This window comes from Ramlibacter humi, from assembly GCF_004681975.1.
Lineage (GTDB): Bacteria > Pseudomonadota > Gammaproteobacteria > Burkholderiales > Burkholderiaceae_C > Ramlibacter > Ramlibacter humi.
On record NZ_SMLK01000002.1, the window covers coordinates 456,166 to 468,174 of the forward strand.

Sequence of the window (12,009 nt, forward strand, 5' to 3'; positions counted from 1 at the left end):
AAACCCCTTGTTGAATGCTCCTCCGCGATCTCTGCGAAACCTCTGCGCACTCTGCGTAAGGGAGTCCGCCTCCGCATTTCCTACCCCAGCCGCTTAAGCTGGTCCTTGATCTTCGCGAGCGTCGCCGAGAAGTCGGCGATGCGCTTCTTCTCCTGCTCGATCACCGCCGGCGGCGCCTTGGCGACGAAGGCCTCGTTCGACAGCTTGCCGTTGGCCTTGGCCAGTTCGCCTTCCAGCCGCGCGGCTTCCTTCGACAGGCGCGCCTTCTCGGCCGCGACGTCGATCTCCATGTACAGGCACAGGTGCGAATCGCCCACCACGGCCACGGGCGCGGCCTTGGCCGCGGCGGCCCAGGAGGCTTCGTCGTCGAACACCTTCACTTCGGACAGGCGGGCCAGCGCCTGCAGCACCGGCGCGGCTTCGCGCAGGAACTCGGCGTCGCCCACGGCGTACATGGGCAGCCTGGTGCCCGGCGACACGTTCATCTCGCCGCGCAGCTGGCGGCTGGCGTCCACCATCGCCTTCAGGCGATCGACGTACGCGATGGCCTTCTCGTCGATCTTCTCGGGCTGCGCCTGCGGGTAGCGGGCGACGCTGACCGATTCACCTTGCAGGCCGGCCACCGGCGCGACCTTCTGCCACAGCTCCTCGGTGATGAACGGGATGACCGGATGCGCCAGGCGCAGGATGGCTTCCAGCGTGCGGATCAGGGTGCGTCGGGTGGCGCGTTGCTGGCTTTCGTCGCCGTTGCGCAGCTGCACCTTGGCGATCTCCAGGTACCAGTCGCAGTACTCGTTCCACACGAAGTCGTAGATCGCGTTGGCGACGTTGTCCAGTCGGTAGTCGGCGAAGCCCTGGGCCACGGCGGCCTCGGTCTTCTGCAGCAGCGAGCTGATCCAGCGGTCGGCCTGCGAGAACGCCATGTAGCCGTGCGCGGGGCCGCCCGGCTGGCACTCTTCCTTGGTGTGCTCCTTCAGCCCGCAATCCTGGCCTTCGCAGTTCATCAGCACGAACAGCGACGCGTTCCAGAGCTTGTTGCAGAAGTTGCGGTAGCCCTCGCAACGCTTGGAATCGAAGTTGATGTTGCGGCCCAGCGTGGCCAGCGCGGCGAAGGTGAAGCGCAGCGCGTCGGCGCCGTAAGCGGGGATGCCTTCGGGAAATTCCTTTTCGGTGTTCTTGCGCACCTGCGGCGCGATCTCGGGCTTGCGCAGGCCCGTGGTGCGCTTTTCCAGCAGCGGCGGCAGCGCGATGCCGTCGATCAGGTCCACCGGGTCCAGCACGTTGCCTTCGGACTTGCTCATCTTCTTGCCGTGCGAGTCGCGCACCAGGCCGTGGATGTACACGTCCCTGAACGGCACCTGGCCGGTGAAGTGGGTGGTCATCATGATCATCCGGGCGACCCAGAAGAAGATGATGTCGTAGCCGGTCACCAGCACCGACGAGGGCAGGTACAGCTGCAGATCCTTCGTCTTGTCGGGCCAGCCCAGCGTGGAGAAGGGCACCAGCGCCGACGAGTACCAGGTGTCCAGCACGTCCTCGTCGCGGCGCAGCCGCTTGCCTGGCGCCTGCTTCTGCGCCTCGGCTTCGTCGCGGGCGACGTACACGTTGCCCTGCTCGTCGTACCAGGCCGGGATCTGGTGGCCCCACCACAGCTGGCGCGAGATGCACCAGTCCTGGATGTTGTCCATCCACTGGTTGTACGTGTTGACCCAGTTCTCCGGCACGAAGCGCACCTGGCCGGAAGTCACCGCGTCGATGGCCTTCTGCGCGATGGACTTGCCGGTGGGGTCCTTCTCGCTGACCTTGGTCATCGCCACGAACCACTGGTCGGTGAGCATGGGCTCCACCACCTGGCCCGTGCGGGCGCAGCGCGGCACCATCAGGCGGTGCTTCTTTGTTTCCACCAGGAAGCCTTGCGCTTCCAGGTCGGCCACCACGCGCTTGCGCGCGTCGAAGCGGTCCAAGCCCTGGTACTTCGCGGGCGCGTTCTCGTTGATCTTCGCGTCCAGCGTCAGCACACCGATCATCGGCAGGCCGTGGCGCTGGCCGACGGCGTAGTCGTTGGGGTCGTGCGCGGGCGTGACCTTCACCACGCCGGTGCCGAATTCACGGTCGACGTATTCGTCGGCGATGACGGGGATGTCGCGGTCGCACAGCGGCAGCTTCACTTGCTTGCCGACCAGGTGCTTGTAGCGCTCGTCCTCGGGGTGGACCATGACGGCGGTGTCGCCCAGCATGGTCTCCGGCCGCGTGGTGGCGACCACCACTTCGCCGCTGCCGTCCGCCAGCGGGTAGCGGATGTGCCAGAGGAAGCCGTCTTCCTCTTCGCTTTCCACTTCCAGGTCGCTGACCGCGGTCTTGAGTTCGGGGTCCCAGTTCACCAGCCGCTTGCCGCGGTAGATGAGGCCCTGCTCGTACAGGCGCACGAAGGTGTCGGTCACGATCTTCGACAGCCTGTCGTCCATCGTGAAGTACTCGTGGTCCCAGCCCACGCTGTCGCCCATGCGGCGCATCTGCATGGTGATGGTGTTGCCCGACTGCTGCTTCCATTCCCACACCTTCTTCACGAAGTCGGGGCGGCCCAGGTCGTGGCGCGACTGGCCCTGCTGCTGCAGCTGGCGTTCCACCACGATCTGGGTGGCGATGCCCGCATGGTCGGTGCCCGGCACCCACAGCGTGTTGAAGCCCCGCATGCGGTGGTAGCGGGTGAGGCTGTCCATGATCGTCTGGTTGAACGCATGGCCCATGTGCAGCGTGCCCGTGACGTTGGGCGGCGGCAGCTGGATGGCGAAGGCCGGCTCGCCGTCCTGCGGCTGGCCCGTGCCGCGGAAGCCGGCCCGGCCGTAGCCGCGCTGCTCCCACAGGGGACCCCAGCGCGCTTCGATGTCGGCGGGCTGGAACGATTTGGACAGGCTGTTCAGCCCGGGCTGGTCGGGGGTGTCGCTCATGGCTTGAAAGCGAAAACGGCACCCGGGGTGCCGTTGAAGGGGGGATGGGGCGATTTTATCGGCCGCAGGAATGCGGGAGCGGACACCCTTACGCAGAGGCCGCAGAGCGAGCGCAGAGTTCGCAGAGAAAATACAAACTGAAGGTTTTCTCCGCGTCCTCTGCGGGCCCTCTGCGTACTCTGCGCAAGGGTGTCCGATCCCGTTTCAAGCAGGCAGCTTCGCTGCCGCATCCACGCACCCGCGAAGGATTTCCGCGTCGCCGACCTGGTTGGCCAGCAGCAGGATGAGCCGGGCGTTGAGGAGTTCGGACTGGTCGCGGTTCAGGCCCTGGTGGGCGTCCAGCAGCTGCTCGTAGAACGCGTCGGCGTCCTGGAAGTTCAGGGTGGTCTTCAGGCTTCCGGGCAGCTTCATGCTTCCTCCTCCGCGGCGCCCAGGGCCTGAGCGACCGCGTGAACGATGTGCGAATCGATGCTTTCGCCGGTGCAGGCCACGTAGGCGTCGGGCCGCACCAGCGCCCAGGCGTGCCCGAACACGTGGCAGGCGCCCTGCAGGTGGCCTTCGGGGTCGCGCACGTGTTCCAGCGCGCCGGGCTTCTGGCCCGCGCCCAGCACCTGCACGCAGCGCAGCGGCGCGGCCTGCACCAGTTGGCGCACGCGCGCCAGGCCCTCGCGCCCCGGATCGCCGAACACCAGCAGCAGCAGGCGGCCGTCGGCCCAGTCCAGCAGGTCGTTCACCACGCCGGGCGTGCCGTCCGACCACTGGAACGACACGTTCTGCACCGACTGCCCGCCGGTGCGGTCGCACACGCTGGACCGCGTGTACGGGTTGGCGATGGCCATTCGGCCGGTGTTGACCAGCTGGCGCGCAAACGGATGCTGCCGCGCCAGGCTGAGCGCGGCGGTGCGGAACAGGCGCTCGGCGCCGTCGGCGGGACGGAGGAAGCGTGCGGTGCGGTTGGTCACCAGCACGTTCTGCACGGCGGCTTCGTGGCGTTCCTCGTGGAAGCTGTCCAGCAGCTTGGCGGGCGCGCGTCCCTTGAGCACCGCGGCCAGCTTCCAGCCCAGGTTGTCGGCGTCGGCGATGCCGGTGTTGCCGCCGCGCGCGCCGAAGGGGCTGACCACCTTGGCCGCGTCGCCGATGAAGAACAGGCGGCCGTGGCGCATGGCGTCCACGCATTCGCTGCGGTACGCGTAAGGGCCCACCCAGACGATCTCGACTTCGCAGTCGGCGCCGAACTGCCGCGCCAGGCGCTCGCGCACCACTTCCTCGCGGCTGACTTCGTGCGGGTCGCAGTCGGGCGCCATCTGGTAGTCGATGCGCCAGACGTCGTCGCCCATCAGGTGCTGCCAGACCGCGCGGTTCTCGTTGAACGGCGCCTCTATCCAGGTGTGGCGCTCCACCGGCGGGTGCTTGGAGAAGCGCACGTCGGCGATGCACCAGCGGTCGTCGCCCTTCTTGGCGGTGACCGCCGCGCCGCACCATTCGCGGAACGGGCTGCGCGAGCCGCTGGCGTCCACCACGTGGTCGGCCCGCAGCGTGTAATCGCCGGCGGGCGTGGTGATCTCCAGCACGGCGCCGTCGTCCTGCTGGCGGAACGACTTCACGCGGTTCTGCCAGCGCAGCTCGACTCCCCCGAGTTCCTGGATGCGCTCGACCAGGTAGCCCTCGATGTAGAACTGCTGGATGTTGATGAAGGGCGGCTGGGTGGACAGGTTGTAGGCGCTCTGCTGTTTCAGGTCGAACGAATACACCTCGTCCGCGCCGGCGAAGGTGCGGCCCACGCTCCACTGGATGCCCTTGCGCGCGATGCGCTCGTAGACGCCCAGCCGGTGGAAGATCTCCAGCGACTTCTGCGTGTAGCAGATGCCGCGCGACGATGCGCCCTTGACGCCGACCGTGTTGTCCTCGTCGAGCACGACCGCGGGCACGCCGTACTTGGCCAGCGCGCAGGCCAGCGTCAGCCCGGCCAGGCCGGCGCCGACGATGACGATGGGATGATGGCCTTCGCCGGTGCGCAGCTCGGCCGGTTCGACGAAGGGGTACTCGGGCAGCTGGTAGCCCGTGCCCTGCGTGAACTCGTAACCGTTGCTGAAGCTCGTGTCGGCGTAGCCGGTGCGCGACTCGTCCATCACTTGCTGAATTCGGGGCGGTCGTTCTGCTGGGGCTTGAGCGGCTGCGCGGCCTTGCCGGCGGCGCGGTCGCGGCGCCACTGTTCCTTGCGCGCGGTCCACTCTTTCAGCCGCTCGTGGGCAGTCTTGCTCTCCTGCAGCATCTGGAACTCGTCGGCCAGCTGGGCGGTGAGCTCCAGCCGCACGCCGTTGGGGTCGAAGAAGTAGATGCTGTGGAAGATGTGGTGGTCGGTGATGCCCAGCACTTCCACACCGTGCGCTTCCAGCCGCTCCTTCATCCGTTTCAGGTCATCGATGGTGTCGACCCGGAAGGAGATGTGGTTGACCCACTTGGGCGTGTTGGGCGAGGGCTCGCACACCTGGTCGTCGCCCAGGTCGAAGAAGGCGATGAACGAGCCGTCCTGCAAGCGGAAGAAGAAGTGCGTGTAGGGGCAGTACTCGCCCGTGCTGGGCACGTGGTCGCTCTGGATGATGTGGTAGAGCGGCAGGCCCAGGATGTCCTCGTAGAAGTGGCGCGTTTCCTCGGCGTCCTTCGCACGGTAGGCGTAATGGTGCAGCTGCTGGATCTTGGCGGGCGCGGGCAGGGCGCCCATGTCCTTCAGAACGGCGGCCATGTGGGTCTCCTGAATTCAACTATGCGTAACGCGTTTACTATAACGTAATCACATGCGGAGCAGACCACCAATGGTGCCCTCGTCAAAGTGTCGTCGTGGCCGGGACATGGAGGCAGGAGGGCTTCCTCATCCTGGCCCGGCAAGACCGCTCCCAAAAAGAGCCTCAGCTCATCCGATGCAACGGCTATCGTGGCATTAGGCAACTTCAATGCCGCGCCCGGGCCACCCCCATGGACGCAGTCACGGACGAGACGTAAATTGCCCTGTCGCCCGCCTGGCCGCACGGCACGGGCGCCACCATCGATCAACCCACCCAGGAGAAGCTCCATGGCCACCCTCAAAGGCAGCAAGACGGAAGAGAACCTGAAGGCGGCGTTCGCCGGCGAATCGCAGGCCAACCGCCGGTACCTGTACTTCGCGAACAAGGCCGACGTGGAAGGCCAGAACGACGTGGCGGCGCTGTTCCGCTCCACGGCCGAAGGCGAGACCGGCCACGCGCACGGCCACCTGGAATGGCTGGAGCAGTGCGGCGACCCGGCCACGGGCCTGCCGATCGGCGCCACGCGCGACAACCTGAAGGCCGCGGTGGCCGGCGAGACGCACGAGTACACCGACATGTACCCGGGCATGGCCAAGACCGCGCGCGACGAAGGCTTCGACGAAGTGGCCGACTGGTTCGAGACGCTGGCCAAGGCCGAGCGCTCGCACGCCAACCGCTACCAGAAGGCGCTGAACGAACTGACTGACTGAGGTTCGGCGTTGAGCGTTGGGCGTTCAGCGTGCTGAGCGCCCCTCGCTGAACGCTCGACCCTCAACGCTCGACCTCCCCATGCCCCCACGCGAAGGCAGCCTGGAAGCGCCCACCCGGCACCCCATCGACTGGCGCAACCCGCAGTTCCACGACGAGGAAGCCGCGTTCCAGGAACTCGAGCGCATCTTCGGCATCTGCCACGGCTGCCGCCGCTGCGTCAGCCTGTGCGGAGCATTCCCCACGCTGTTCGACCTGGTGGACGAAGGCAAGACGGGCGAGGTGGACGCCGTCGACAAGCAGGACTACTGGAAGGTCGTCGAGCAGTGCTACCTGTGCGACCTCTGCTACATGACCAAGTGCCCCTACGTGCCGCCGCACGAGTGGAACCTGGACTTCCCGCACACCATGCTGCGGGCCAAGGCGATCAAGTACCGCAAGGGCATCCCGGCGGGCGAGAAGTTCCTCGCGTCCACCGACGTGCACGGCTCGTTCGCGGGCATCCCCATCGTCGTGCAGGTGGCCAACGCGCTGAACCACACCGATGCCGCGCGCGGCGTGATGGAGAAGGTGCTGAACGTGGACCGCAAGGCCTGGCTGCCCGACCTGGCCACGCGCAAGTTCCGCAGCGGCGCGCCCAAGTCGGCGCAGCACGAGGTGAAGGACGGCGCCAAGACGCCCGGCAAGGTCGCCATCTACGCCACCTGCTACGTCAACTACAACGAACCGGGCATCGGCCATGACCTGCTGAAGGTGCTGGCGCACAACGAGGTGCCGTACGAGCTGGTCGCCAAGGAAAAGTGCTGCGGCATGCCCAAGCTGGAACTGGGCGACCTGGAAGGCGTGGACAAGCTCAAGCAGGTCAACATCCCGGTGCTGGCCCGCTATGCGCGCGAGGGCTACGCCATCCTCAGCGCCGTGCCCAGCTGCACCCTGATGTACAAGCAGGAACTGCCGCTGATGTACCCGGACGACGCCGACGTGCAAGCGGTGAAGCAGGCGATGTGGGACCCGTTCGAGTACCTCTCGGCGCGCAAGCGAGATGGCCTGTTGAAGACCGAGTTCACCCAGCCGCTGGGCAAGATCAGCTACCACACGCCCTGCCACGGCCGCGTGCAGAACATCGGCAAGCGCACCGAGGAGATCCTGAAGATGATCCCGGGCACGCAGGTCGCCACCAACGAGCGCTGCTCCGGCCACGCCGGCACCTACGGCGTGAAGAAGGGCTACCACGACATGGCGATGAAGATCGGCAAGCCGCTGTTCAAGCGCATGGCCGAACACCCCGCGGGCGGCGCGCCGGACTACATCAGTTCCGATTGCCCGCTGGGCGGCCACCACATCGCGCAGGGGTTCGAGGTCAACCAGCTCGGCGAGCCGAAGCTCGCGCACCCGCTCACGCTGGTGCGGCAGGCCTACGGGATCGAATGACCATGCAGCTCACCGGCCAGGTCACCGCCGACAGCCTGATGTCGCTGGAGGCGTATTCGAAGTGGCGCAAGGCGCACCAGGGCGAGGTCATCGCTCACCGCAAGCTGCGCACCGTGCACCTGGGCGAGCACCTGACGGTGCAGTTCGAAAGCGAGCTGTCCATCCGCTACCAGGTGCAGGAGATGCTGCGCATCGAGAAGATCTTCGAGGAAGAGGGCATTGCGCAGGAAGTGGAGGCGTACGCGCCGCTGGTGCCCGATGGCCGCAACTGGAAGGCCACGATGCTGCTGGAGTACCCCGACATCAGCGAACGCAAGCGCGAGCTGGGCCGGCTGATCGGCGTGGAAGACCGCATGTTCGTCGAGGTGGAAGGGCACGAGCGCGTGCACGCGGTGGCCGACGAGGACCTGGACCGCGAGAACGACGAGAAGACGTCAGCCGTGCATTTCCTGCGCTTCGAATTCACGCCGGGCATGGCGCAGGCGGTGAAGGCGGGCGCCGCGGTGAAGCTGGGCTGCGACCACCGCAACTACCCGGCGCACGTGGCCATCGCGCCGGAGACGCTGGCCTCGCTGGCGGGCGACCTCAGGTAGGCGCGAACAGGTCGACGCGGTCGGTGATGATGCCGTCGGTGCCCAGGTCGATGAGGCGCTGCGCGGCCCACTCATCGTTCACCGTATAGCTCAGGCATTTCAGGCCCGCGCTTTTTGCCTGGGTGACGCTGCTCTGGTCCCACAGCGCGTGATTGCACACCACGGCCTGGCATTCCAGCGACAGCGCGGTTTCCAGCCAGCCCTTCCACAAGGTGTCCAGCAGCAGGCCGCGCGGCAGGTGCGGCGCGGTGTCCATCGCCGCCTGCAGCGATTCCGGCTTGAACGAGGTGAGCAGCGGCGGCGTGTGCCCGGCCCACCATTGCGCCGCCTGGCGCGCGACCACTTCGCCGGTGAGCTTCTCGGCGCCCGGTGTGGGCTTGATCTCGATGTTGAAGAAATGGCCGTTGGCGATGCACCAGCGCGCCAGCCCTTGCAGGGTGGCGAGCGGCTCGCCGGCATAGCGGCGCGAATGCCAGCCGCCGGCATCCAGCTGCGCCAGTTCGCCCCAGGGGCGCTCGCCGCCCACGCCGCTGCCGTTGGTGGTGCGGTCCAGCGTGGCGTCGTGCATCAGGAACACCACGCCGTCGGACGACAGCTTGGCGTCGCACTCGAACATGCGGTAACCGTGTTCCGCACCCAGGCGGAACGCCGCCAGGGTGTTCTCCGGCGCGAGCTTGCCGGCGCCGCGATGCGCCACCCAGCGCGGGTACGGCCAGTCGGTCATGCTCAGATTCTCTTGCCGCTGCCCGAGTCGAACCAGTGCAGGCGGTCTTCGCGCGGCTTCACCTGGACGGTGTCGCCGGCCTTCGGCGCGGGCGCGTTCTCTTCGATGCGCACCACCAGCTGCTCGTTGCCGAGGCGGCCGTAGACCAGCCGCTCGGCGCCCAGCAGTTCCACCGTGTCGACGGCGATCTGCCAGCCGCCGGAGGCCACCACGTCCAGGTGCTCCGGGCGGATGCCCGTGATGGCGCCGGCGCGGCCGCCGGGCGCTTCCTTCAGCAGGTTCATCGGCGGCGAGCCGATGAAGCTGGCGACGAAGGTGGAAGCGGGCCGGTGGTATACCTCTTCGGGCGTGCCGAACTGCTCCATGTTGCCGGCGTTCATCACGATCATGCGCTGCGCCAGCGTCATGGCTTCCACCTGGTCGTGCGTGACGAAGAGGGATGTGATGCCCAGTTCGCGGTGCAGCTTCTGGATCTCGATGCGGGTTTGCGCGCGCAGCTTGGCGTCCAGGTTCGAGAGCGGTTCGTCGAACAGGAAGACCTGCGGCTGGCGCACGATGGCGCGGCCCATGGCCACGCGCTGGCGCTGGCCGCCGGACAGCTGGCGCGGCTTGCGCTCCAGCAGGTGGCCCAGCTCCAGGATCTTCGCGGCCTTGTCGACGCGCGCCTTGATCTCGGCTTCCGGCATCTTGCGGATCTTCAGGCCGTACGCCATGTTCTCGAACACGGACATGTGCGGGTACAGCGCGTAGTTCTGGAACACCATCGCGATGTCGCGCTGGGCCGGTTCCAGTTCGTTGACGACGCGGTCGCCGATGGCGATGTCGCCGCCGGAGATTTCTTCCAGCCCGGCCACCATGCGCAGCAGCGTGGACTTGCCGCAGCCCGACGGGCCTACGATCACCACGAACTCGCCCGCGCCGATCTCGGCGTTGACGCCGTGGATGACCTGAACTTCCTGTTTGCCCTTGCCGTAGCGCTTGACGACGTTGCGCAGTGCGATGCCAGACATCACTGACCCCTCTTCATTTTTCGGTATCCACCAGGCCCTTGACGAACCACTTCTGCATCAGCGTGACCACCAGTGCCGGCGGCAGCATCGCCAGGATGGCCGTGGCCATCACCACGTTCCATTCCACTTGCGCATCGCCGCCGGTGGGCATCATCTGCTTGATGCCCAGCACCACCGGGTACATGCTTTCGTTGGTGGTGATGAGCAGCGGCCACAGGTACTGGTTCCAGCCGTAGATGAACTGGATGACGAACAGCGCCGCGGTGCTGGTGGCCGACAGCGGCAGCAGCACGTCCTTGAAGAAGCGCATGGGCCCGGCGCCGTCCATGCGCGCGGCCTCCGCCAGTTCGTCGGGCACCGTCAGGAAGAACTGGCGGTACAGGAACGTGGCGGTGGCCGACGCGATGAGCGGGATGGTGAGGCCGGCATACGAGTTGAGCAGGCCCAGGTCGGACACGACCTTGTAGGTGGGCAGGATGCGCACCTCCACCGGCAGCATCAGCGTGACGAAGATCGCCCAGAAGAACGCCATGCGCATCGGGAAGCGGAAGTACACGATGGCGAACGCCGACAGCAGCGAGATGGCGATCTTGCCGATGGCGATGGACAGCGCCATGACCAGGCTGACGGTCATCATGCGTGCCACCGGCGCGTGCGAGCCGCCGCCGGAGCGCTCGCCCGACAGCGCGGCCTTGTAGTTGTCCAGCAGGTGCGAGCCGGGCGACAGCGGCATGGGCACCTGCACGACTTCCTGCGTCGTGTGCGTGGACGCGACGAAGGTGAGGTACACGGGAAAGGCCACCACCAGCACGCCGAGGATCAGCACGACGTGCGTGAGGATGGAGAGGAAGCGGTTGCGCTCGACCATCAGTAATTGACTTTCTTCTCGACGAAGCGGAACTGCACGACGGTGAGCGCGATGACGATCGCCATCAGCACCGCCGACTGCGCGGCGGAGCCGCCCAGGTCCAGCGCCTTGAAGCCGTCGAAGTAGACCTTGTAGACCAGGATGGACGTGTCCTTGCCCGGGCCGCCGTGGGTGGCGGCGTCGATGATGCCGAAGGTGTCGAAGAACGCGTAGACGACGTTGATCACCAGCAGGAAGAACGTGGTGGGCGACAGCAGCGGGAACTGGATGGTCCAGAACCGGCGCCACGCGCCCGCGCCGTCGATGGCCGCGGCTTCGATCAGCGATTTCGGCACGCTCTGCAGCCCGGCGACGAAGAACAGGAAGTTGTACGACAGCTGCTTCCAAACGGCGGCCATGACCACCAGGGCCATGGCGTGCTTGCCATTGAGCAGCGGGTCCCAGGGCAGGTTCCAGCTGTGCAGCCAGTAGGCGACCACGCCGATGCTGCCCGAGAACAGGAACAGCCAGACCACGCCCGCCACGGCGGGCGCGACGGCGTAGGGCCAGATGAGGAGGGTGCGGTATGCGAGCGCGGTGCGGACGGCGCGGTCGGCGAAGTAGGCCAGCACCAGCGACAGCACGATGCCCAGCACCGCGACCATCAGCGAGAAGTACGCCGTGGTCTGGAACGATTCCAGGTAGCTGTCGTCGTTGAACAGGTTGCGGAAGTTCTCCAGCCCGACCCATTCCACCGAGGTGCCGAAGGCGTCCTGCTGCTGGAACGATTGCACCAGCGCCTGGCCCGCGGGCCAGAAGAAGAACACCGCGATGATGGCGACCTGCGGTGCCAGCAGCAGCCATGGCAACCACGTCGACCTGAATGTGACCTTCTTCTCCATCCTCGTATTCTCCTCGAAGCTCGACAGCACCCTCGAAAAAAAGCCCCGCGTCGCGGGGCTGGA

Annotated in this window: 11 protein-coding genes; 3 read left to right on the forward strand and 8 right to left on the reverse strand. The window is 66.7% G+C overall.

Annotation, left to right across the window (positions count from 1 at the left end; all coding sequences use genetic code 11):
• Positions 1–80: 80 nt before the first annotated feature.
• The 4 genes from EZ216_RS09615 to EZ216_RS09630 form a co-directional block, all read right to left on the reverse strand.
• A complete protein-coding gene (locus tag EZ216_RS09615) occupies positions 81–2,948 on the reverse strand; it encodes a valine--tRNA ligase (protein WP_135249517.1) in 2,868 nt (955 codons plus the stop codon).
• Positions 2,949–3,152: 204 nt separating this feature from the next.
• Positions 3,153–3,359, reverse strand: coding sequence for a DUF2783 domain-containing protein (locus EZ216_RS09620; RefSeq protein WP_135249518.1), 207 nt, complete (start codon positions 3,357–3,359; stop codon positions 3,153–3,155).
• On the reverse strand, positions 3,356–5,077 hold the full coding sequence (locus tag EZ216_RS09625; RefSeq protein ID WP_135249519.1) for an FAD-dependent monooxygenase: 1,722 nt from the start codon (positions 5,075–5,077) through the stop codon (positions 3,356–3,358). The genes EZ216_RS09620 and EZ216_RS09625 overlap by 4 nt, the downstream gene beginning before the upstream one ends.
• Complete coding sequence (locus EZ216_RS09630; protein WP_135249520.1) at positions 5,077–5,691, reverse strand: VOC family protein; 615 nt, start codon at positions 5,689–5,691, stop codon at positions 5,077–5,079. The genes EZ216_RS09625 and EZ216_RS09630 overlap by 1 nt, the downstream gene beginning before the upstream one ends.
• Before the next feature lie 327 nt (positions 5,692–6,018).
• Between EZ216_RS09630 and EZ216_RS09635 the strand changes: the two genes are divergently transcribed.
• From EZ216_RS09635 to EZ216_RS09645, 3 genes are all read left to right on the forward strand, one after another.
• Positions 6,019–6,441, forward strand: coding sequence for a rubrerythrin family protein (locus EZ216_RS09635; protein ID WP_135249521.1), 423 nt, complete (start codon positions 6,019–6,021; stop codon positions 6,439–6,441).
• Positions 6,442–6,520: 79 nt separating this feature from the next.
• Complete coding sequence (locus EZ216_RS09640) at positions 6,521–7,870, forward strand: (Fe-S)-binding protein (protein ID WP_135249522.1); 1,350 nt, start codon at positions 6,521–6,523, stop codon at positions 7,868–7,870.
• Positions 7,871–7,872: 2 nt separating this feature from the next.
• Complete coding sequence (locus tag EZ216_RS09645; protein WP_135249797.1) at positions 7,873–8,463, forward strand: DUF3501 family protein; 591 nt, start codon at positions 7,873–7,875, stop codon at positions 8,461–8,463.
• On the opposite strand, the gene ugpQ is transcribed toward EZ216_RS09645, so the two are convergent.
• The 4 genes from ugpQ to ugpA are packed head-to-tail and all read right to left on the reverse strand — an operon-like array spanning position 8,456 to position 11,946.
• Positions 8,456–9,187 (reverse strand): glycerophosphodiester phosphodiesterase, encoded by a 732-nt coding sequence (gene ugpQ / locus EZ216_RS09650; protein ID WP_135249523.1) that lies wholly within the window; start codon positions 9,185–9,187, stop codon positions 8,456–8,458. The genes EZ216_RS09645 and ugpQ overlap by 8 nt on opposite strands.
• Before the next feature lie 2 nt (positions 9,188–9,189).
• Entirely contained in the window at positions 9,190–10,197 is a 1,008-nt protein-coding gene (locus tag EZ216_RS09655) for a sn-glycerol-3-phosphate import ATP-binding protein UgpC (protein WP_135249524.1), read from the reverse strand.
• Positions 10,198–10,210: 13 nt separating this feature from the next.
• Positions 10,211–11,065 carry a sn-glycerol-3-phosphate ABC transporter permease UgpE gene (ugpE, locus tag EZ216_RS09660; protein ID WP_135249525.1) on the reverse strand — a complete coding sequence of 285 codons (855 nt, stop codon included), beginning with the start codon at positions 11,063–11,065 and terminating at the stop codon, positions 10,211–10,213.
• Positions 11,065–11,946: a sn-glycerol-3-phosphate ABC transporter permease UgpA gene (gene ugpA / locus EZ216_RS09665; RefSeq protein WP_135249526.1), complete on the reverse strand. Its 882-nt coding sequence runs from the start codon at positions 11,944–11,946 to the stop codon at positions 11,065–11,067. The genes ugpE and ugpA overlap by 1 nt, the downstream gene beginning before the upstream one ends.
• Positions 11,947–12,009: the final 63 nt, after the last annotated feature.